Annotated in this window: 21 protein-coding genes and 1 pseudogene; 15 read left to right on the forward strand and 7 right to left on the reverse strand. The window is 69.9% G+C overall.

Going from position 1 to position 21,515, the window contains the following annotated elements:
- Nucleotides 1–124: 124 nt before the first annotated feature.
- The 6 genes from NX1_RS28590 to NX1_RS28615 all read left to right on the forward strand — a co-directional run bounded on the left by NX1_RS28590 (nucleotide 125) and on the right by NX1_RS28615 (nucleotide 7,498).
- Nucleotides 125–1,183, forward strand: coding sequence for a PhoH family protein (locus NX1_RS28590; protein ID WP_068066041.1), 1,059 nt, complete (start codon nucleotides 125–127; stop codon nucleotides 1,181–1,183).
- Between the two features lie 161 nt (nucleotides 1,184–1,344).
- Complete coding sequence (ybeY, locus tag NX1_RS28595; RefSeq protein WP_068065979.1) at nucleotides 1,345–1,899, forward strand: rRNA maturation RNase YbeY; 555 nt, start codon at nucleotides 1,345–1,347, stop codon at nucleotides 1,897–1,899.
- Entirely contained in the window at nucleotides 1,896–3,248 is a 1,353-nt protein-coding gene (locus NX1_RS28600; RefSeq protein ID WP_068065982.1) for a hemolysin family protein, read from the forward strand. The genes ybeY and NX1_RS28600 overlap by 4 nt, the downstream gene beginning before the upstream one ends.
- Nucleotides 3,241–3,600 carry a cytidine deaminase-like protein gene (locus tag NX1_RS28605; protein ID WP_068065985.1) on the forward strand — a complete coding sequence of 120 codons (360 nt, stop codon included), beginning with the start codon at nucleotides 3,241–3,243 and terminating at the stop codon, nucleotides 3,598–3,600. The genes NX1_RS28600 and NX1_RS28605 overlap by 8 nt, the downstream gene beginning before the upstream one ends.
- Nucleotides 3,593–4,510, forward strand: a complete 918-nt coding sequence (gene era, locus NX1_RS28610; protein WP_068065987.1) for a GTPase Era — start codon at nucleotides 3,593–3,595, stop codon at nucleotides 4,508–4,510. The genes NX1_RS28605 and era overlap by 8 nt, the downstream gene beginning before the upstream one ends.
- 129 nt (nucleotides 4,511–4,639) lie before the next feature.
- Nucleotides 4,640–7,498 carry a type 1 periplasmic-binding domain-containing protein gene (locus tag NX1_RS28615; protein ID WP_068065989.1) on the forward strand — a complete coding sequence of 953 codons (2,859 nt, stop codon included), beginning with the start codon at nucleotides 4,640–4,642 and terminating at the stop codon, nucleotides 7,496–7,498.
- A 1-nt stretch (nucleotide 7,499) separates the two neighbouring features.
- On the opposite strand, the gene NX1_RS28620 is transcribed toward NX1_RS28615, so the two are convergent.
- Entirely contained in the window at nucleotides 7,500–8,960 is a 1,461-nt protein-coding gene (locus tag NX1_RS28620; RefSeq protein WP_084501825.1) for an amidase, read from the reverse strand.
- 216 nt (nucleotides 8,961–9,176) lie between these two features.
- Between NX1_RS28620 and NX1_RS28625 the strand changes: the two genes are divergently transcribed.
- The 5 genes from NX1_RS28625 (at nucleotide 9,177) to NX1_RS28645 (ending at nucleotide 12,859) form a co-directional block, all read left to right on the forward strand.
- Nucleotides 9,177–10,043 carry an alpha/beta fold hydrolase gene (locus NX1_RS28625; protein WP_068065992.1) on the forward strand — a complete coding sequence of 289 codons (867 nt, stop codon included), beginning with the start codon at nucleotides 9,177–9,179 and terminating at the stop codon, nucleotides 10,041–10,043.
- Nucleotides 10,030–10,629 carry a TetR/AcrR family transcriptional regulator gene (locus tag NX1_RS28630; protein ID WP_068065996.1) on the forward strand — a complete coding sequence of 200 codons (600 nt, stop codon included), beginning with the start codon at nucleotides 10,030–10,032 and terminating at the stop codon, nucleotides 10,627–10,629. The genes NX1_RS28625 and NX1_RS28630 overlap by 14 nt, the downstream gene beginning before the upstream one ends.
- Nucleotides 10,630–10,741: 112 nt before the next feature.
- Entirely contained in the window at nucleotides 10,742–11,503 is a 762-nt protein-coding gene (gene recO, locus NX1_RS28635) for a DNA repair protein RecO (protein ID WP_068066004.1), read from the forward strand.
- Nucleotides 11,504–11,612: 109 nt separating this feature from the next.
- Nucleotides 11,613–12,434: an isoprenyl transferase gene (locus NX1_RS28640; protein ID WP_174555536.1), complete on the forward strand. Its 822-nt coding sequence runs from the start codon at nucleotides 11,613–11,615 to the stop codon at nucleotides 12,432–12,434.
- A gap of 14 nt (nucleotides 12,435–12,448) precedes the next feature.
- The gene (locus tag NX1_RS28645) at nucleotides 12,449–12,859 is read left to right on the forward strand and encodes a hypothetical protein (RefSeq protein WP_068066056.1); all 411 of its coding nucleotides are present in this window, start codon (nucleotides 12,449–12,451) and stop codon (nucleotides 12,857–12,859) included.
- 28 nt (nucleotides 12,860–12,887) lie between these two features.
- On the opposite strand, the gene NX1_RS28650 is transcribed toward NX1_RS28645, so the two are convergent.
- Complete coding sequence (locus NX1_RS28650) at nucleotides 12,888–13,496, reverse strand: TetR/AcrR family transcriptional regulator (RefSeq protein WP_068066007.1); 609 nt, start codon at nucleotides 13,494–13,496, stop codon at nucleotides 12,888–12,890.
- A 103-nt stretch (nucleotides 13,497–13,599) separates the two neighbouring features.
- Here NX1_RS28650 and NX1_RS28655 point away from each other — a divergent pair, with 103 nt between their 5' ends.
- On the forward strand, nucleotides 13,600–14,580 hold the full coding sequence (locus NX1_RS28655) for a hypothetical protein (RefSeq protein WP_068066009.1): 981 nt from the start codon (nucleotides 13,600–13,602) through the stop codon (nucleotides 14,578–14,580).
- A 67-nt stretch (nucleotides 14,581–14,647) separates the two neighbouring features.
- Here NX1_RS28655 and NX1_RS28660 read toward each other — a convergent pair whose 3' ends face one another.
- From NX1_RS28660 to NX1_RS28670, 3 genes are all read right to left on the reverse strand, one after another.
- The gene (locus NX1_RS28660; RefSeq protein WP_068066013.1) at nucleotides 14,648–15,076 is read right to left on the reverse strand and encodes a Fur family transcriptional regulator; all 429 of its coding nucleotides are present in this window, start codon (nucleotides 15,074–15,076) and stop codon (nucleotides 14,648–14,650) included.
- 3 nt (nucleotides 15,077–15,079) lie between these two features.
- Nucleotides 15,080–15,430, reverse strand: a complete 351-nt coding sequence (locus tag NX1_RS28665) for an ArsR/SmtB family transcription factor (protein WP_068066016.1) — start codon at nucleotides 15,428–15,430, stop codon at nucleotides 15,080–15,082.
- Between the two features lie 93 nt (nucleotides 15,431–15,523).
- A complete protein-coding gene (locus NX1_RS28670; protein ID WP_068066019.1) occupies nucleotides 15,524–16,507 on the reverse strand; it encodes a hypothetical protein in 984 nt (327 codons plus the stop codon).
- A 315-nt stretch (nucleotides 16,508–16,822) separates the two neighbouring features.
- Between NX1_RS28670 and NX1_RS28675 the strand changes: the two are divergent.
- Nucleotides 16,823–18,223 (forward strand): annotated as a pseudogene (locus NX1_RS28675) (glycine--tRNA ligase).
- A gap of 93 nt (nucleotides 18,224–18,316) precedes the next feature.
- Here NX1_RS28675 and NX1_RS28680 read toward each other — a convergent pair.
- A complete protein-coding gene (locus tag NX1_RS28680) occupies nucleotides 18,317–19,042 on the reverse strand; it encodes a DUF899 domain-containing protein (protein ID WP_068066022.1) in 726 nt (241 codons plus the stop codon).
- A gap of 76 nt (nucleotides 19,043–19,118) precedes the next feature.
- Nucleotides 19,119–19,730 (reverse strand): TenA family protein, encoded by a 612-nt coding sequence (locus NX1_RS28685; protein WP_068066025.1) that lies wholly within the window; start codon nucleotides 19,728–19,730, stop codon nucleotides 19,119–19,121.
- Nucleotides 19,731–19,805: 75 nt separating this feature from the next.
- On the opposite strand from NX1_RS28685, the gene NX1_RS28690 reads away from it, so the two are divergent.
- Together NX1_RS28690 and NX1_RS28695 are read left to right on the forward strand one after the other, a co-directional pair.
- Entirely contained in the window at nucleotides 19,806–21,089 is a 1,284-nt protein-coding gene (locus tag NX1_RS28690; protein WP_245668719.1) for a phthiocerol/phthiodiolone dimycocerosyl transferase family protein, read from the forward strand.
- Nucleotides 21,090–21,264: 175 nt separating this feature from the next.
- Nucleotides 21,265–21,515: hypothetical protein (locus NX1_RS28695; RefSeq protein WP_218024193.1), on the forward strand; the 251-nt coding region annotated here is incomplete at its 3' end.

Here is a 21,515-nt window from a genome sequence, read left to right on the forward strand (position 1 = left end):
GCGGTGTCGGTGGCGCGCGTTAAACTTTTGTCATTCACCACGGCTGTCGAGACCGGAAAGCAGGCTGTAACCACTTTTGCGAACACAAGGCGAGATCGGCGACCCGACCAACCCCACAGCAGGCATTGGCACCCGCGACAACGGCTCGGGCCCCGCGGCACGCACCGTGCGCTCCAGCATCGAACTCGCTCCCGAATCCGTGTTCCCCTTCCTCGGTTCGGCCGACCAGAATCTGCGTGAGCTCGAGCAACTGCTCGACGCGGACATTCACGTCCGCGGCAATTCCGTGACCCTCACCGGCAAGGCGGCCGACGTCGCCCTCGCCGAGCGGGTCATCGAACAGCTCATCGCGCTGACCGGCCGCAACAGGGTGGTGACGCCGGAGGCGGTGCGGCACACGGTGTCGATGCTGACCGAAGGCTCCTCCGACTCCCCGGCGGAAGTGTTGAGCCTGGACATCCTGTCCCGGCGCGGCAAGACCATCCGTCCCAAGACGCTGAACCAGAAGCGCTACGTCGACGCGATCGACGCCAACACCATCGTGTTCGGCATCGGACCCGCGGGCACCGGCAAGACCTACCTGGCCATGGCCAAGGCCGTGCAGGCGCTGCAGACCAAGCAGGTCAACCGGATCATCCTCACCCGTCCCGCCGTCGAGGCGGGCGAGCGGCTCGGCTTCCTGCCCGGCACGCTCAACGAGAAGATCGACCCGTATCTGCGTCCGCTGTACGACGCGCTACACGACATGATGGACCCGGAGGCGATCCCGAAGCTGATGGCCGCGGGCGTCATCGAGGTCGCGCCGCTGGCGTACATGCGCGGCCGGACGCTCAACGACTCCTTCATCATTCTCGACGAGGCGCAGAACACCACGGCCGAGCAGATGAAGATGTTCCTGACGCGTCTCGGCTTCGGCTCCAAGATCGTGGTCACCGGCGACATCACCCAGGTCGACCTGCCCACCGGCGCTCGCTCCGGCCTGCGCGCCGCGGCGGAGATCCTCACCGAGATCGAGGACATCCACTTCGCGGAGCTCACCAGTAGCGACGTCGTCCGCCACCGGCTGGTCTCGGACATCGTCGACGCCTACGACCGCTGGGAAGCAACCCGGCCCCAGGTCGGTCCTCCGCACTACCCGGGCAACCGCGCCCAGCGCCGCGCCGCAGGCCGCGACCGGCGCTAGACGTACCCGCTCGGACCGCGCCACCCGCGGCGAATCCACCGGCCGCCGACGTCTCGTCGGCGGCCGGTGGTCTGTCCGGAATACGGTTGCCTCGCTTTCGCTCGGCCCGGCGCGGGGCTGCGGGCGGACGGCGTCCGACTGCGTCTAATACGCTGTTCAGAGTGAGCATCGAGATCGCCAACGAGTCGGGTATCGACGTACCCGAAGAAGACCTGGTCAGTGTTGCGCGGTTCGTGATCGGCCGGATGGATGTGCATCCGGCGGCCGAGCTGTCGATGGTGCTCGTCGATCTCGACACCATGGCCGACCTGCACATGCGCTGGATGGACCTGCCCGGCCCCACCGACGTGATGTCCTTCCCGATGGACGAGCTCGAGCCGGGCGGCAGGCCGGACAGCCCCGAGCCGGGTCCCTCCATGCTCGGCGACATCGTGCTGTGCCCGGAGTTCGCGGCGGCGCAGGCGCGCAAGGCGGGGCATTCGCTGGAGCACGAGCTCGCGTTGCTCACCGTGCACGGCGTGCTGCACCTGCTCGGCTACGACCACGCGGAGCCGGAGGAGGAGAAGGAGATGTTCGCCCTGCAGGCCCGGCTGCTCGAGGAGTGGTACGAGAGCCTGCGCGAGGCCAGGCGACGCGCCGAACTCGCCGAGCGCGACGCCCGCCTGCTCGGCAAAGCGGGCTTCACCGGACCCGGTGACGCGCTGGGCCCGGCGTGAGCTCGTTGACCCTGATCCTGCTGGCCGTCCTGCTCGTGCCCGCGGGTGGCCTGTTCGCCGGTGTGGACGCCGCGCTGAACACGATCTCCCCGGCGCGTCTCGGCGACATGGTGCGTGCCGATCGCCCCGGCGCGGCGCGATTGAGCCGCATCGTCGCCGACCGCGCACGCTACGTGAACCTGATGGTGCTGCTGCGCGTGCTGTGCGAGATCGGCGCGACGGTGCTGCTTGCCGCGGCGCTCATCGAGATCTGGGACGACAACTGGGCGCTGCTGCTCACCGCCGCGGTGATGGTGCTCGTCGACTACGTGGTGATCGGTGTCGGCCCGCGCACCCTCGGCCGCCAGCACGCCTACTCGCTCGCCTTGGCCGCCGCGCTGCCGTTGCAGTTCATCGGCGCGCTGCTCGGCCCCGTGAGCAGGCTGCTCATTCTCATCGGTAACGCCATCACCCCGGGTAGGGGGTTCCGCAACGGTCCCTTCGCCTCGGAGATCGAGCTGCGCGAGGTGGTCGAGATGGCGGGCGAGCGCGGCGTGGTGGCCGATGACGAGCGCCGCATGATCCAGTCGGTGTTCGAGCTCGGCGACACCGCGGCACGCGCGGTGATGGTGCCGCGCACCGAGATGGTGTGGATCGAGGCGGACAAGTCGGCCGCGCAGGCCATGTCGCTCGCGGTGCGCAGCGGCCATTCGCGCATTCCGGTGGTCGGCGAGAACGTCGATGACATTCTCGGCGTCGTCTACCTGAAAGATCTGGTCCCGTACGCCGATCGGAGCCGCAAGGTGCGGGTGCACGACGTGATGCGTCCTGCCGTGTTCATGCCCGACTCCAAGCCGCTGGACAAGCTGCTCGACGAGATGCAGCGCCGCCGCAATCACATGGCGCTGCTCGTCGACGAATACGGCGGCATCGCGGGCCTGGTGACCATCGAGGACGTGCTCGAGGAAATCGTCGGCGAGATCGCCGACGAATACGACATCGGCGAGACCCCGCCGGTGGAGGAGCTCGGCGAGGGCCGCTTCCGGGTATCGGCCCGGCTGTCGGTGGAGGATCTCGGCGAGCTGTACGGCATGGACATCGAGGACGAGGACGTGGACACGGTCGGCGGTCTGCTCGCCCACGAGCTCGGCAGGGTGCCTTTGCCCGGATCGAAGATCGTGGTGCACGGGCTGGTGCTGCGCGCCGAGGGCGGTCCGGATCAGCGCGGCCGGATGCGGATCAACACGGTCTTGGTGCGCAAGGCGCCGGAGAAATCCGGGAAAGCGGGCGCCGTGCTTGCCGACGGCGCAAAATCCAACGGCGGCAAGCGCAAAGACAACGAGGACGAGGACGGAGCAATCGATGACTGAACTGGACGCCGAGGACACCAAGCTGCTGACCCTGGCGCGCGGCGCGATGGGCCGCACCGGCGGGGCGGCAGGCGCGGCGATCCGCGACACCGACGGCCGCACCTACGCGGCGGGTGAGGTGGACTTGCAGGCGCTGCGGCTCACCGCGTTGCAGGCCGCCGTCGCGGCCGCGATCTCCAGCGGCGCGGAGGGTTTCGAGGCAGCCGTGGTGGTCGGCGGCCGGTTCTCCGACGCCGGGGTCGCCGCGGTGCGCGAGGTGGCGGGCGCGGCGCGGATCATCTTCACCGACCGCGCGGGCGCGGTTTTCGACATCGTCGACGACGCGGCGGGCACCGAGGTGCAGGGTGGCTGACAACTCCGGTTCCGCCGAATTCCGCTCCGGTTTCGTCTGTTTCGTCGGCAGGCCGAACACCGGTAAGTCGACGCTGACCAACGCGCTGGTCGGCGCGAAGATCGCCATCACCTCCTCGCGGCCGCAGACCACCCGCCACACCATCCGCGGCATCGTGCACCGCGACCACGCGCAGCTGATCCTGGTCGACACGCCGGGCCTGCACCGCCCGCGGACCCTGCTCGGACAGCGCCTCAACGATCTGGTGCGCGACACGTATTCGGAGGTCGACGTCATCGCGATCTGCATTCCGGCCGACGAGAAGATCGGCCCGGGCGATCGCTGGATCGTGCAGCAGGTCAAGCAGATGGCGCCGAAGACCACCGTGCTCGGCGTGGTCACCAAGATCGACAAGGTGAGCCGCGAGCAGATCGCCGCGCAGCTGCTCGCCGTCTCCGAACTGCTCGGCCCCGAGGCCGAGGTGGTGCCGGTGTCGGCGGTCAAGGGTGAGCAGGTCGAGGTGCTCGTCGATGTCATCGCCTCGAAAATGCCTGAGGGCCCGGCCTTCTACCCCGACGGCGAGCTCACCGACGAGCCAGAGGAAACCCTCATGGCCGAGCTCATCCGCGAGGCCGCGCTGGAGGGCGTGCGCGACGAGCTGCCGCACTCGCTGGCCGTGGTGATCGAGGAGGTTCTCCCGCGCGAGGAGAACGAGGAGATGCTCGACGTGCACGCGCTGCTCTACGTCGAACGCCCCAGTCAGAAGGCCATCGTCATCGGCAGGGCCGGCAGCCGCCTCAAGGAGGTCGGCACCAACGCGCGCAAGCAGATCGAGCACATTCTCGGTGTGCGGATCTATCTGCATTTGCACGTCAAGGTCGCCAAGGATTGGCAGCGCGATCCGAAACAGCTTGGCAAGCTGGGCTTTTGATCGATCGGCCCGTTCGCGGGCCGCGAACTCGAGCGAACAAGGCGTCTGAGCCGGATTTGTACCGGTACAGTCCCCGATGACGCCCGGCTGTGCGTCGCAGCCACGCTTCGCACGGGGGAGGCCGTCGAATTGCCCGATACCGCCAACGATGTCCCCAAACTGCTGGAGCTGCTCCGCGCGCTGGAGGTGCCCGACGCGAAGCCGCGCGTATTCCGCACGCTGCTGCGGCGCAGGCGTCCGTTGCCGCGCCCGATCGTCGGTCTGGTCGGCGCGGGCGCGGGCGGTGCGTTACTCGTCGAGATCTACCGCTGGCTCGGCGAATCCGGTGGCAGGCGGGCGACGCCGCGGGCGCGGGTTGATCTGCAGGCGGCCGACCTGCCGCCCGACGCGCTGACGCCCGATCCGAACGCGACGGGCGAGGAGATCCAGGGCCACTGCCTGCCCATCGTGCAGCGGCTGGTCGAGGGCTTCTCCACCGACGACACGGCGATGGGACCGATCAAGTTCCCGCGCTACCGCACCGCCGATTGGCTGACGCGTCAGCGCGTCACGAGCGACGAGACCGAGGCCACGGTGGAGCTGCGGTCGCGGCTGCCGCGCCTGCTGCGCAGCGGTTCCCCCGCCGACCGCTCCGACACGGCGGAGGGCGTCAGCGGCGACACCATCTCCCGGCTGGTGTTCGGTGTGCTCGCATTGTGGCCGGTGCTGCGGCTGTGGCTGTGGATCAGCGGACGCATCCCCGGCATGTCCAAGGTCACCCGCTGGTTCATGCACCAGCGCTACCTGGCGCCCGAATACTCCGACAGTTTCCTGGGTTTCGCGACCCGGCTGACCGCGTCGCGGCGCGGCGACGAGAACGAGGAGCAGGTCGCCAAGCTGCTGGTGCACGCCTTCCTCGAGGACCTGCGCGACGCCTATCGCCAACGACTGTGGCGGCCGTCGAGCTGGCGGCGCACCGCGTACCCCGTGGCGTTGCTCGGCGCTGTCGAGCGCGACGGCGCCGCGAAGCGCCTGATCGGCTGGATCAACGACATCCGCAACGAGACAGGACATTTCGATCCCCTCGTGGTGCTCGCCTGCCTCGACTACGACCCCGGCCTGAACGGCGAAGCCGCCGAATCCTCGACGGACGAGCTGGCCGGGATCGGCGACCTCCAGCATCTCGCCACCCTCGAAAGCCTGGTCGACCGCCCGTATTCGGGGCAGCAGCCGGACCCGCTGCAACGCTGGCTGCGCGATATCGACAACATGCGCACCAATCGGGCGCGCGACGCGTGGGTCCTGCCGTTGCGGGTGCGGCTGCCCGATCCGCTGAACGGCCGCGTCCGCGACCCGAGCCTGGCGCACCTCGCGGTGCCGCCCGCGCCGCCGCTGGCCGCCCGCAAGTGGTTCGTCGCGATATGCGTGCTGATTCCGGTCGCGCTGCTGGTGGCCGTCGCGCTGGTCTACATTCCGCCGCTGCGCGGCGCAGCGTGCGCGCACTGGCCGTGGACCGCGGGCATCTCGGTGCAGCAGCGCGACGGCGAGTGCGTCGGTTACAGCGACAACGCCGATCAGGTCTTCACCGACGATCCCGAGCTGTCGGCGATGCAGCGAGAAGTATTCCGGCTCAACGTCGCCGCCGCCGACGCGCGCCGCGGCAACCCGCGCCGCCCGGTCGTCACGCTGATCTACTTCTCCGGGCTCAGCTACGTCGACACCAATACGCGATACCCGCACGCGCAGGTCGAAGAGCTCGCCGGACTCGCGGTGCAGCAGCGCCGCGCGCTGCTGGCCTCCGACGAGTCGGAACCGCTGCTGCGCGTCGTCGTCGCCAACGGCGGCTCCGATATGCGGCACGCGACCTGGGTGGTGGAACACCAGCTGCGCGGTCTGCTCGCCGACGAGCCGAGCATTCTCGGCGTGGTCGGCATGGATCGCAGCAACGCCGAAACACGCAGCGCCATAGGACGACTCGGCGAACTCGGCGTGCCGGTCGTCGCGACGACGCTCTCGGCCGACGGCTTGGAGAAGGCGTCGCCGCTCTACTTCCAAGCGGCGCCGAGCAACCGGACGCAGGCCGAGCTGGTCGCGGACTACGTGCAGGGCGCTCGCTATCCAGCGGGCTCGCCGCGGGCGGGGCAGCCGCGCTACAACCAGGTCACCATCTACCACCCGAAGACCGACAACGACATCTACGTCGAGACCCTGGTCGCGGATCTGCGCGCCGAACTCGACGGTCGCGGCGTGCCGTACCGCCGCATGGAATGGGCCGCGCAGCACGAGCTGAATCGCTTTCCCGCCCCGTGCGAGACACCGGGTTTCGACCGCGGCACGTTGCTGTTCTTCGCGGGCCGCAACGACGATTTCGCGACCTTCGCCAAATCGGTCAGCCGCGGCTGCCTGACCGGGGAGGCGCCCGCCATCCTCGGCAACGACACGGTGACCCGGCTGATCACCGATCAGAAGGCGATGGCGGCGCTGCCAGCCAATCTGTCGGTGCGCTATGTCGCCAAGGCGGCGCCGGTGATGCTCGGCGGCGCCGAATGCGTCCGCGGCAACGGCGAACTCGGCGACGAGCAGGTCTCCTTGGACTACCAGCAGCTGTGCGCCGAACTGGCGGCCCTGATCGGGGACTTGCGCGCCTATCCGCAGATGGCCGACTACCAGCCCTCCTGGCCCGGCGACCGGACCGGACTGGCCTACGACGTGGTCGGGCTGTTCCTGGACGCGGTGCGAACCAGGCCGCAGCAGACCGACGGCTCGCTGAACCGCACCGCCATCGCGATCCAGCTGCGCGAGTCCAACTACCGGGGCGTCACCGGCACACTGGGCTTCTCGACCAGCCGGGTCGCCGACGGCTCGTCGATCGCGGTGCTGGTCACCGCGGGCGTCGGTCAGCCGGGCCCGCAGCAGTGCCTGGTGATGTCGCCGCGCGCCGGCGACGGGGACGGCTGTCCCTCGGGCACGAAGAGCGCGGTGGAGGACTGGTCGCCGCCGCGGCGCTGACTCACCACCACGGTCGCGGGCGGTGCCGCTCCCAGTGCAGCTCGGATTCCAGTTGCGCCGCAACGGAAACCAGCAGCGATTCGGACGAAGCGGCGCCCATAAGCTGGGCGCCGACCGGCAGGCCCGCGTCGGTGAAACCGGCGGGGACGTTCACGCTCGGCCAGCCGAGCACGTTCCACGGCCAGGTGTACGGGCAGGCGGCGGTGATGAGGTTGTTGGTGGCGTTCACGCCGATGCCGTCGATCTCCTCGGCGCGCGGCGGGGGAGTGGCGGTGGTGGGCGCGAGCACCAAGTCGTAATCGTTGAAGAAGGTGCCGATGCGCTTGTGCAACAACGGTTCCGCCTGGCGCGCGGCGAAGAGCGCGGGTCCGCCGAGCACCCGGCCGAAGCGAACGTTGGCGCGGGTGCGCGGGTCGACCTCGGCGCCGGGCATCCGGTCGTGCACGGCGCGGATGCCCGCCATGGACCGCGGCAGGAACGAGGCGCCCATGAGCAATCCGTAGTGCAGGTCGGCGACGGTCACCGAGTGCCCGAGCTTGCGCAGCGTCGAGGCGATCCCGCGTACCGCTGCCCTGACCTCGGGGTGCAGCGTCGTCTTGGTCGCGGTGAACGGAATACGCAGGGAGAGCGCGATCTTCAGGCGGCCCGGGTCGCGCCCGACGGCATCTGAGACGCGGATCGGCTCGGGAGTGTGCCGGTCGCCGGGGTGCGGGCCGGCCGCCGCGTCCAGCAGCAGCGCCGCGTCCGCGACGGTGCGAGCCAGCGGCCCGTTCACCGTGAGGCCTTGGAACGCTTCGGCTTCCGGCCAGGTGGAGATGCGTCCGCGCTGCGGCTTGATGCCGACGAGATTGGTCCACGCGGCCGGGATCCGGACCGAGCCCGCACCGTCGGAACCCAATGCGGCGGGTACCAATCCGGCGGCCACGGCGGCCGAGGAGCCGCCGGAGGAGCCGCCAGGGGTGTGCTCACGGTGCCACGGATTGCGGGTGTGACCGAAGGCAGCGCCGCTGGTGAACGGCAGCTGTCCGAGCTCGCAGGTGTTGGTCTTGCCGACGATCACCGCGCCTGCCGCGCGGAGCCGCCGAACCGACTCGGCGTCTTCGGTTTTCGGCGCGAAGTCGCCGCCGCAGCCGAAGGCCGTCGGCTCGCCCGCGATGTCGGTGTCGTCCTTGACGGCGATCGGCACGCCGAGCAGCGGCAGGCGCTCGCCCGCGGCCAGTCGCCGGTCGGCCTCGGCGGCTTCGGTCAGCGCCCGGTCCCTGCGGACCACACGGAAGGCGTTGAGCGTCGGCTGGCTCGCCTCGATCCGGTCGAGCGCCGCCGTGACCGCCGCGGTGGAGCTGATCGTGCCCGCCGCGAGCGCGTCGGCCAGCCCGGCGAGGCCGTGATCGCCCGCGGGCAGCGCGCCGTCCGCGGGGTCCGGTTCGGCCGCCGGCCTGAGCGCCGGGTTCGGCACGGTCATGTGATCTCCCTCTCTTGGATCGTCCGGTGTGAACGGTAGCGCTGTCCTGGACGACCGTCCACATGGGTTATGGCCAAACTGCGCCGAAGTGCATCGACACCAGGTTTTCCGACGACCGTTCGTTATGCCTGAGCGGCCGAACTACGCCCCGGACTCTAGACATACATACGGTATGTATGTAAAGATGACCAGGACGCCCGACATCTGGAGGAAGCCATGGGAATCAGCCCCGCACTCGGTCCCGCGCACGAGATAGCCCTGCCCGGCGGCCGCATCCGCTACCACGAGACGGGGACCGGCGCCCCGGTCGTCTTCGTGCACGGCCTGCTCGTCAACGCCGATCTCTGGCGCGCGGTGGTGCCCGCCATCGCCGCCGCGGGGTACCGCTGCCTGACGCCGGACTGGCCGCTCGGCTCGCACTCGATCCCGGTGCCGGACGCGGACCTGACGCCGACCGGGGTCGCGGACCTGATCGCCGCCTTCCTGGAGCGACTCGACCTGACCGACGTCACCCTGGTCGCCAACGACACCGGCGGCGCGATCACCCAGGTTCTGCTGGCGCGCAACACCGACCGCATCGGCCGCGTTGTGCTCGCCTCGGTCGACAGCCACGAGAAATTCCTGCCGCAGCCGTTCACGCTGCTGCCGTTGCTCGCTCGCGTACCGGGATCGATCCGCCCACTCGCCGAGACGCTGCGCCTGCGCGCGTTGCACCGGCTGCCGCTGGCGTTCGGCTGGGTGAGCAAGCGGCCGGTGCCCGACGAGTACGTCGACTCGTACCTGCTGCCGAGCCGCCGGTCCGGCGCCATCCGAAAAGACTTGCGGCGCTTCCTGAAATCCGCGCACCGCCGCTACACGCTGGACGCCGCGACCCGGTTCGGCACGGTCCGCCTCCCGGTGCTCGTGGTCTGGGCGCGCGAGGACAAGCTGTTCCCCGTCGCCTACGCCGAGCGGCTCGCTCGCGAGTTTCCCGACGCGACGCTGGAGCTGATCGACGACGCCTACACCTTCCTGCCCGAGGACCAGCCCGAGTTGCTCGCGCAGCGGATTCTGGAGTTCACTCGGCTGCATGCCACGCCGTAGCCAGGAGGACCGTTCCCGTACGACAAGGGCCGCCCTGGAAGACGCGGGGCGGCGCCTGTTCGCCGAGCGCGGCTTCGCGGGCACCTCCGCCGAGCAGCTGGTGACCGAGGCGGGCGTCACCCGCGGCGCTCTGCACCACCACTACGGCGACAAGCGCGGGCTGTTCCTCGCGGTGCTGGAACAGCTCGAGTCGGACATCACCGCGGAGATCCGAACGGCCATCGCCGCCGTCGATCCCGGCGACATCCTCGCCTCGATGGCTGTCGGCCTGAACGCCTTCCTCGACATCTGCCAGCGCCCGGAGATGATCCGAATCGCGCTCTACGACGCGCCGGCCGTGCTCGGCTGGGAGGAATGGCGCGCCTTCGAGGCCAGGCACGGGCTCGGCTTGATCATCACCGAACTCGAACGCGCACGCGCCGCCGAGCTGATCGCCGACGCGCCCGTCGAGATCCTGGCCCGGCTGCTGCTCAGCGCCGTGGCCGAGGCGGGGCTGATCGTCGCGCACGCCGCCGACGGGGACGCCGCGCGAGCGCAGGCGGAGCAATCGCTGCTGCTGATGGTCGCGGGCCTGCTGCGTACGTAGGCGCACAGCCGGTTGAGTCCGCCGGTAGACGGCGCATTGCCGGAGCCAGGGCGGATACCTCGCACGCGCGAGGCGACCGCGGCCTGTCGCCGGTTCGTGGGAGGATGACCGTGTGCGTTTGTATCGGGATGAGGCGGTCGTGGTGCGCCAGCACAAGCTGGGTGAGGCGGACCGTATCGTCACGCTGCTGACGCGCAGGAACGGGCTGGTCAGGGCGGTGGCCAAGGGGGTGCGGCGGACGAAGTCCCGGTTCGGCGCCCGGTTGGAGCCGTTCTCCTACATCGACGTGCAACTGCACCCCGGCCGCACGCTGGACACCGTCACCCAGGTGCACACCGTCGAATCCTTCGCCGCCGACATCATCGACGACTACGGCCGCTACACCACCGCATGCGCGGTGCTGGAGACCGCCGAACGCCTCGCGGGCGAGGAGCGCGCGCCCGCGCCGCGGCTGCACTCGCTGACCGCGAGCGCGCTGCGAGCCATCGCGGCCAAGCAGCGCCCGCACGAACTGATCCTGGACGCATTCCTGTTGCGCGCCATGGGTTTCGCGGGGTGGGCGCCCGCGCTGGACGAATGCGCCAAGTGCGCGACCCCCGGCCCGCACCGCGCCTTCCACGTGGCGGCGGGTGGCGCGGTGTGCGTGCACTGCCGTCCGCCGGGCTCGGCCACCCCGGCGCCGGGCGTCCTGGATCTGCTCGTCGCCCTGCTGAAGGGGGAGTGGGACTACATCGAGACGGTGCCCGATTCGGTCCGCCGCCAGGCCAGCGGACTGGTCGCCGCCCACCTGCAATGGCATCTGGAACGTCAGCTGCGGACGTTGCCCCTGGTCGAGCGCACCAGGACGCCGGCGCCCGCGGGCCACGCCGGCTGAGACTTCGCGCCGGTCGGGGGCCTGATCGCGGTCACGCCGACGGCCTGACCGCCTGTTCGCCGGGGCGATCCGCGGAGGTCGTCTCACCCCGCGAGCCCGATCAGGCAGGATGGAGGCCGTGATCCTCCGTCGAGACTCCTCCACCGCGACCAGGTCGAGCGGCGCGGGCCGCACCGTCCGCCCGCCGTCGCCGCATCCCTCGGGCGCGCGGCCGCCGCAGCTGCCGCCGGAACTGGTGCCCAACCACGTGGCGCTGGTCATGGACGGCAACGGCCGGTGGGCCCAGGAGCGCGGGCTGCCGCGCACCGCGGGGCACGAGCGCGGCGAGGCGGTGCTGATGGACACCGTCGAAGGCTGCATCGAGATCGGCGTGAAGTGGCTCTCGGCCTACGCGTTCTCCACCGAGAACTGGCGGCGCAGCCCGGACGAGGTGCGCTTCCTGATGGGCTTCAACCGCGACGTGATCCGCCGCCGCCGTGACGAGATGCACGAGATGGGTGTGCGGGTGCGCTGGGCCGGACGGCGACCGCGCCTGTGGCGCAGCGTGATCAACGAACTGGAGATCGCCGAGAAGCTGACCGAGGACAACACCGTGATGACGCTGACCATGTGCGTCAACTACGGCGGTCGCGCCGAAATCGCCGACGCGGCACGGGAAATCGCGCGGCGGGTGGCGGCGGGCGAGATCGATCCCGAGAAGGTCACCGAGGCGACCGTCGCGCGGTTCCTCGACGAGCCGGACATGCCCGACGTCGATCTGTTCCTGCGTCCGTCGGGCGAATTCCGCAGCTCGAACTTCCTCATCTGGCAGTCGGCCTACGCCGAATACGTCTACCAGGACACCCTGTTTCCCGATTTCGACAGGCGCAACCTGTGGGAGGCCTGCCTCCAGTACGCTTCGCGTGACCGCCGCTTCGGCGGCACGAAGTGAACGGCGGCACGAAGATGGACGCAGCGGTCACCCCCGACCAGGAGCTCCAAGCGCGGGCGGGTGCCTGCCTTTCCCAGTACGACGTCGACGTGCGCGTCGACTCGGATGGTTCGCTCGGCTTCGAGTACGAGGGCGCGCTGTGCTCGTTGCGCGCGGTGAATCTCGCGCCCGGCCTCGACGTGGTGTCCATGACCTGCGTGCTGGCATGGGACCGCCCGCTGAAACCGCAGCTGCACAAGCGAGTCGCGGAGCGCAACAACAACTTACAGTTCGGCTTGCTCACCGTGATCGGTCACGGCAAGCTCGCCGACGTCATCATGCGCTACACCTTCCCGGCCGCGGGGCTTGACGACCAGGCGCTCACCACGATGCTGCTGCTCGTCCTCTCCGGCGCGGGCCGGGCGCGTCAGGGCTTGCTGCCCTGATCGGTCCCGGCGAGCGCGGACGTTCGCCTCAGCGGGCGGCGGGCTTGCTCGTCGGGATGAGCAGGTCGACGCCGCGGGCCAGGGTCTCGGGGTCGAGGTCGCCCAGGATCAGGTGCTGCAGGATGAACCCGGGCAGGAAGCCGATGATCGCCTTGGCCACGGCGTCGGTGTCGGCGTCGGGCGGTAGCCAGCCCTTCTCGCGCATGCGCACGGCATAGTCGCGCCAGAGGTCGCGCATCGCGTACATGGTTTCCCGCACCGGCTGGGCCGCTCCATCGTGCACCAGCGCCAGCGCCCACGCCTGCGGCGCCAAACGGACCGGGCCGTCGGGCCCGCTGCGGCGCACGACTTCTTCGGCGATGCCGCGCACCAACTCCGCGGGCGTCGGCAGCGGGTCGGAGCGCACCGCCTCGGCCATCGCCCTGCGCAGGTCGACGGTGGTCTGGGTGGCCAGCGCCGCGATGATCTCGTTCTTGCTCTTGAAGTAGCGGTAGACCGCACCGGCCGAGAGCCCCGATTCGGTGAACACGTCCTGCATCGAAGTCTCGAAGAAACCCTTGCGAGCGAAGCACAGCCGCGCGGCGTCGAGGATCTGCTGTCTGCGGCGTTCCAGGTGTTCTTCGCTGACTCGTGGCATGAGCCCAAAGTAAAACGAATATCCGTTCTTGACAACCTGATCCGCCCGTGCGACGGTGGTGACATCGAAAGAGAACGAGCATTCGATTTATTGGGAGAACGTCATGAAACCCATGCAGCGAGCGGTCGCCCTCGGCCTCGGCGCGGCTCTCCTCCAGGCGTTGATGCTGATCGCCTTCGCATGGCCCGCGGCCAATATCGCCCCGCGTGACCTGCCCATCGCCGTCGCCGGGCCGCAAGCCGCCGTCGTCGCCGAACGGCTTGGCCGGCACGACCCCGACGCCTTCGAGATCACCACCGCGTCCGACGCCGCGGCCGCGCGTGCCGCCATCGAGAACCGCGAGGTCTACGGCGCGATCGTCACCGGAGGGGGAGCGCCGACCGTGCTCGTCGCCTCCGGCGCGAGCCCGGCGGTGGCCCAGCAGCTCACCGGCATCGCCCAGCAGCTGTCCGGCGCGCCCGCTGCGGCGGTCGAAGACGTGGTCGCAGCCGATCCGGACGACCCGCGCGGGGCCGCCTTCGGCGCGATGGTGCTGCCGCTGGTGATGGCGGGCATCGCGGCGGGCGTCCTGCTCTCCCTGCTGGTTCCGACGCCGGGTGCGAAGGTGGCCGGACTCGTCGGCTTCGGTCTGTTCGGCGGACTGCTGAGCATGGCGATCGTCCAAGGCTGGCTGTCGGTGCTGCCGGGCAGCTACCTCACCCTGGCCGCCGTCGCCGGGCTGGTGTCCTTTACGGTCGCGGGCACCGTCGCCGGGCTGGCCGCGGTCATCGGTCCGGCAGGCATCGGTGTGGCGGCGCTGACCATGCTGCTCGTCGGCAATCCGTTCTCGGCCGCCACCTCCGCGCCGGAACTGCTGCCGCAGCCTTGGGGCGCGATCGGTCAGCTGCTGCCCCCAGGCGCGGCGGCATCGCTGCTCCGCTCGGTTGCCTTCTTCGACGGCGCCGGAGCCGCGAAACCGCTTGTGGTACTGGCGGTCTGGGCCGCGGCGGCGCTCGCGCTGCTCGGTGTGGCCGCGCTGCGCGGGCGCGGCGCCGACGCCGAGCGGGAGGCCGCGCCGACGGCCGAACCCGTGCCTGCGGCCTGATCCGGCACGACCGAAGGCCACCCGCTTCCCGGGGATCGGGGGCGGGTGGCCTTCGGTCGTGAATCGGTCAGTCGCAGGGGGTCTCGGCGCAAATCCGGCAGGTGCCGAAGACCTCGATGGTGTGGCTCACCTCGGTGAAGCCGTGTTCGCTCGCGATCGCCTCGGCCCACGCCTCCACCGTCGGGCCTTCGACCTCGACGGTGCTGCCGCAGCGCCTGCAGACCAGATGGTGATGGTGGCCGGTGGAGCACTGCCGGTAGACCGACTCGCCGGAGTCGGTGCGCAGCACGTCGACGAAGCCCGCGTCGGCCAGCGACTGCAGGGTGCGATAGACCGTGGTGAGCCCGATGCCCTCACCGCGCTTGCGTAGTTCGTCGTGCAGTTCCTGTGCGGAGCGGAACTCGTCGATATCACCGAGCAGCGCGGCGATCGCACTGCGCTGGCGCGTGCTGCGTACTCCGACCGGCTTCTGTGGATCCAACGTCTTCTCCTGCACGGATCACCCTTCCTCGGCGTGCGCGACGGCGTCGACGACGATGTGCGCCAGGTGGTCGTCGACGAGTTCGTAGAGCACCTCGCGGCCGGACCGCTCGCCGTGCACGACGCCCGCGGACTTCAAGATGCGCAGATGCTGGCTCACCAACGGCTGGGTCACCCCGAGCGCGTCCACCAGTTCGTGCACGCAGCGCGGCGATTCTCGTAGCTGGAGCACGATGGCGATGCGGACGGGTGCGGCGAGCGCGCGCAACAGCTCACCCGCGTCCTCCAAGACGGTGCGCGGGGGTACCGGCGCGGGCCCGGGGGAGTGATATGGGGTATGCGAGTGCGCGGCGGCCGTCTCGGCGGTCATCGGAACCAACTCCTTAATGGAAAGCGATCCCATTTTGATATGCATAGTTGCGCATGTCAAACGCGGCGCGCCGGGCACGTGGCAGGACGTGGATCACCGGCAACCGTCCTCGGTCGGCAGCGGGATGGCCGGGTCGAAGTACTCCTCGCTACGGCGAGTGTGCGCGACCGTGGCGCCGGTCTCCCGAGGGTTGTCGTAGCCCGGCGCGAGGAAACCCCGTTCGGATTGCGCGCAGTCGACCGAGTAGCTGAAACCGCGCGCCTCGCCGAACCAGACGCCCCGTGCGTCGGCAGCGTACTTCGGATCATCGATCCAGCGGTACTCGATCTCCTGCCGCACCACCGCCACGATGTCCATCGGGCCCTCGATCTTCTTCGGATCGGGGACGTCGAAGGCGTAGGCGACCAGGTAATTGGTCCGGATCGCCAGCTCGCCGTACTCGTCGACGGTCGGGGTCATCCACCCGGCGACGCGCGGTTGCACCGGAAGCAGCCGAGCCCCCTCGGCGATCCGCTCGGCCACGTACCACGACTCCTTCTCCTTGCCGGGCGCCAGATCCGGCCGGAGTTTCGCGACCAGCGCGGGCGCGAGCTGGTCGAGCACCGGGCGCGGATCGCGGGTCTCGATCACCGTGCGATCCAATCGCGCGGTGATGATCAGCCTGCGCACGCGCTCCATGAACTGCCCGACCTGTTCGGCGGAATACGGGCCGACGGGATGGGCGGGCGGCGCTTGGATGCCGCCCGCGCCCTCGCGCCACATGGCGGCGGGCGTGTCGGCGAACGGCCGGGTCAGGTCGACCTCAGCGCGCGTGCGCAGCGGCGCGGTCGAGGTACTCGTCGCACTGGCCGCCGGTGCGCTCACGGTCGGCGCGGTCCCGTCCAGGAGGGTGAAGCCCGCCAGCACCAGCGCCACCGCGGCGCTGAACGAGAGCGCCGAGAGCAGCGCGCCGCGGCTCGGCCGGGTCGATTCGCGCGCCTTGCGCGCCCTGGTCGCGCGTCGATGATCGCGCAGCGCGCGGCGCTCGGCCTCGCGCGCCCAGTCGGCATCGAACAGATCCGGTGGCAGATCGGCCACGGGCCCACCCCTAGTGCTACATGCCGAATCGTTCGGGGCTCGGCGCCCGACCCGCCCCGGCCGTCCTCGGCAAAACGTTGGCGCCAGGGCATTCCCGGCAATCCGTCGGAACATGATCGCACCCGCGCGACGGGCGCGCGTCCCGGGGCCGTGGCCGCCGTGGCGCAAGCCCGGGGCAAGTGGGCGCCTCGCACGCGATACGACACAGGTGGCTGGCGGTGCAAACCCGGTTGCGCGATGCCGATAGGCTGGAGGACATCGATCGCATCGGACGAGAAAAATTCGATGCAGTGAATGCAATCCGACTCGCAGTGGATGGAGAAATCTCGCGTGGCACCCAAGTCGAAGGTGGACACCGTTGCCAACCTCGCCAAGCGCCGGGGTCTGGTGTACCCGTGCGGTGAGATCTACGGAGGCACCAAGTCGGCATGGGACTACGGTCCGCTCGGCGTCGAACTGAAGGAGAACATCAAGCGGCAGTGGTGGCGTTCCATGGTCACCAGCCGTGAGGACGTCGTCGGCCTCGACTCGTCGGTGATCCTGCCGCGCCAGGTCTGGCAGGCCTCCGGCCACGTCGAGACCTTCACCGACCCGCTGGTCGAGTCGCTCATCACGCACAAGCGCTACCGGGCCGACCACCTGCTGGAGGCCTACGAGGAGAAGCACGGCCACCCGCCCGTCAACGGCCTCGCCGACATCCGAGACCCCGAGACCGGCGATCCGGGCCAGTGGACCGAGCCGCGCAACTTCTCCGGCTTGCTCAAGACCTTCCTCGGCCCGGTGGACGACGAGGAGGGCCTGCACTACCTACGCCCGGAGACGGCGCAGGGCATCTTCGTCAACTACAAGAACGTCGAGACCACCGCGCGCAAGAAGCCGCCGTTCGGCATCGCCCAGATCGGCAAAGCTTCCGCAACGAGATCACGCCGGGCAACTTCATCTTCCGCACCCGCGAGTTCGAGCAGATGGAGATGGAGTTCTTCGTCAAGCCGGGCGAGGACGAGCAGTGGCACCAGTACTGGATCGACACCCGCATGGCCTGGTACACCGAATCTCGGCATCGATCCGGAGAACCTGCGGCTCTACGAGCACCCGAAGGACAAGCTGTCGCACTACTCGACGCGCACCGTCGACATCGAGTACCGCTTCCGCTTCCAGGGCAGCGAGTGGGGTGAGCTCGAGGGCGTCGCCAACCGCACCGATTTCGACCTCAAGACGCATTCGGAGCACTCCGGCACCGAACTCAGCTACTACGACCAGGCCACCAACGAGCGCTACATCCCGTACGTCATCGAGCCCGCGGCCGGTCTCACCCGTTCGCTGATGGCGTTCCTGGTGGACGCCTACGCCGAGGACGAGGCGCCGAACGCCAAGGGCGGCGTCGACGTTCGCACCGTGCTGCGTCTGGACCGCAGGCTCGCGCCGGTGAAGGCCGCCGTGCTGCCGCTGTCCCGCAACGCCGACCTGACCCCGAAGGCGAAGGACCTCGCCGCCCAACTGCGCAAGCACTGGAACGTGGAGTTCGACGACGCGGGCGCGATCGGCCGCCGCTACCGTCGCCAGGACGAGATCGGCACCCCGTTCTGCATCACCGTCGACTTCGACACCCTGGACGACCAGGCGGTCACCATCCGCGAGCGCGATTCGATGGCGCAGGAGCGGATCGCGTTGGACAAGGTCGAGGGCTACCTGGCCCAGCACCTCATCGGCGTCTGAGTTTCCCGCGCGACGACCCGCGACCGGTGTGCCGGTCGCGGGTCGTCGTGTTTCCGCGGTGCTCGATTCGACCGCGCGGCGCTCGAATCGCGTTCAGTGGCAAGGGGTTCGGTCTGTCCCGTAGTGGTCGTGGTGGATCGCCTCGCCCACGTGCCGTTGCCTGCCGAGCGGGGTCAGGTCCAAGTAGTTGTGCGTGCCGATGAGGATGTCGCCGCCGCGGCTGTAGGACGAATAGGTGTGGAACACCGTGTCGTCGTCATCGCGCCAGAAGACGCTCGTCCCCGGCTGCTCGCCCTCCGCGTGCCAGGCCTGGCCCTTCCGTTCCAGCTCGGCCTTGCCGAGGTAGTTGTACTCGACGGGCGCGATCGACTCGTCCAGCGTGGCGTGGAAGTCGTAGTTGAAGTCGCCGCCGAACGAGGAGTACATCGGGAACGCCCAGCCCATCCGATCCCGATAGGGCCGCAACGATTCCCACGGACCACGCGAGACGGACGCGAAAGTGGTGTCCTGCGCGTGCAGATGTGCCAGGTGCCCCACGTTGTCGAGCAACATCGCGCAGCTCGGGCAGCCCGCGTCGAGATCCCAGCGCCACATCATGTGATAGACGATCAGCTGACGCCTGCCCTCGAACAGATCGGCCAGGCCAGCCTCACCCGACTCGCCCTCGAAGACGTAGTCCTTGTCGATACGGACCATCGGCAGTTCGCGCCGCGCCGCGGCCAGCGCGTCCAGTCCGCGGGTGAGCTCCTTCTCCTGGGCGAGCAGTCGCTTGCGCGCGCTCAGCCATTCTTCCCTCGTCGCTTCGGCCGGACGGGTCATGACGGTCCTCCTCGAATTCGGCGCACCTGTTCCTCTGGGTAGACCGGAGCGGCGCGCGGAATTCATCGGTCGGCCGTCAGCCGAGCGGAACATCCCAGAAGGCCAGCTCATGGCGCATGCCTTCGCGGAAGAGGAGCTCGGCGCGCACGGAATCGACGCCGGACTCGTCGAGCATCTCGGCGCAGCGGCGGGTCAGCGCGGCGAAGCCTGGGTCGGCGTAGGTATCGACCCAGCGCCGGTATCGCGGCTCGGCGGGCGGGTCGGCGGCCAGTTGCGCGCCGAGCGTTGCGTAACCCCACATGCACGGGTAGAGCGCGGCCAGACCTTCGCCGTAGTTCGCGGCCGAGTCCAGCAGGAAGGCGGTGTAGTCCGCGCACGGCCCGCCCTTGACCGCGCCGTCGAGATCGGCGCCGAACTCGGCGGCCAGCGAGCGGTGCAGGGCGAGCTCGTCGTGGAAGGTGGCGTGCGCCAGGTCGACCAGGTCGCCGAGATGCGCGGCGGGCGCCTGCCAGGCCAGCCTGCTGAACACCCGCACGTAGTCGAGCAGGAACAGGTAATCCTGTTCGAGCCACGACCGGAACACCGGCTCGGGCAGGTCGCCCGCCGCGATGCCTGCCACGGTCGGGTGCGCGCGCTGAGCGGCGACCAACGGGCCGCCGATGTCTTCCAGATGTGCGGCGAGACTCATGCCTGTCAGTGTTACCTACTGTTCGGTTTGCGCGGGACCCCGGCGGTGCCGCACGCTGGGCTTGTGTGGTGGACAGTGGACGATACGGTGCGGGTGCTCGCGCCGTCCGAACAGCGTTTCGTGCGGCACGCGACCTACACCGGTCGCTCCGTTCTGGTCGAGGGAGAGCTCGACATCGCCGTGTTGCGAAGCGCATTCGGCGCGCTGCTGCGCACCCATCCGATCCTCGCCTGCCGCATCGGCGAGGACGCCGCCGGGACCGGTCATCTGCTTCGCCCGGCCGGCGAGGCGGTGGGGGCGTGGGCCCGCGCCGGGGACACCGCGACCGTCCGGCTGCCCGAAGAGACGCTCGATCCGTCGGTTCAGCTCGCCTACCTCGACGTGGTGACCGAGGACGCCCGCGCGCGCGTGACGCTGTACGCGCACCACGCCGTCGCGGACGCGGGCCACTGCGTGGCACTGCTCGCCCGGCTGTGGGACCGCTACACCGACGAACTGTCCGGCGTGGCGAACGACGATGCGCCGCACGACTTTCCGCGCCCACTGGAGTGGTACGCCGCGCGGCACGGCATGCCACGGTCGGCGGTGTCGGGCCTGGAAGCCGCGTCCCGGCCGCTGCCGCACGCGCCGATCCTGCCGCCCGATCCGGTGACTCCAGCCCCCGCTTCGCTGGCCCGGCCGGAGCGGACGACCCTCGGGCCGGAGGCGACCGCGCGGATCATTGAACTGAGCCGTCGCCACGGTGTCACCGTCAACGGGCTGGTCACGGCCGCGCTGCTGCGTGCGTATGCCGAAACCGCCGCGGACGCAGCCGATTCCAGCGACGGAGATCGCGCACACGATGTCGTGCCGCTGCGCTGTGTGTATCCCGTCGACATGCGCGCGCGGCTGACGCCGCCGGTGGCCGCCGCCGACGGCACCAATATGGCGGGCCTGGCCGCGTTCGCCGCCGACATCACGCCCGAGACCGGCGTCGTCGAACTGGCGCAGCGCATTTCGGCGCGGCTGCGCCACGACTTGGCCGAGGGCATCGTGCAGCAGTCGGTGCTGCACTTCCCTGAGTTCTTCGGGCCCACCGCGATTCATTCGCTGGCCGGGCACATCGCGGTGACCAACACCGGCAGAGTGCCGCGCTTCCGCACCCCGCCGGAACTGGCGCTCACCGACTACGAGATCGTCTATCTCTCCGCCCACCCACGCCCGTCGGCCGGACCGTCGGCGGCCGTCACGTTCCTCGTCTACACCTTCGCCGACCGCCTGTGCGTCGGCGTGCTCGGCGGCGGACAGCTCGCGGCCCGGCTGCCGTCCGCCGTTGGCCGGGAGCTCGGCGATCTGGCGGCGGTATCGATCGACGTCTGATCGCTGTAGTGGCCGGCCCGCGGGATCGGCGACCGGCGGCTGTGCCGATCGATACCGCCGCCGGTGGGCCGCGCACGGGCCTGCGGCAGAACGGGCCTGGCCATGCCGGTCGATTCGTGGACAATGCTGGGGGAGAACATCGAAGGCGATGCGGCGGAAGCGGGTGTTTCGGGTAGTGCGGACGAACGGAAAGAGCGGCGGCCTCGGAGCGGCCGCGGTCGGGGTGGCCGCGCTGGGGCTGGGGGAGACGATCGCCGCCGCCGGCGGCGGGTCGCTGATCGACACCATCGGCCGTGGTCTGATCGACACCGCGCCGGTGCCGGTCGTCGAGGCCACCGTCGCGCTGTCGGGCAGGCATGACAAGGAGATCACCCGGCTCGGCGTCGGTGCCGGCGCGATCGCCGCGACCACCGCGCTGGGCGCGCT

Source organism: Nocardia xishanensis NBRC 101358, assembly GCF_001613365.1.
Lineage (GTDB): Bacteria > Actinomycetota > Actinomycetes > Mycobacteriales > Mycobacteriaceae > Nocardia > Nocardia xishanensis.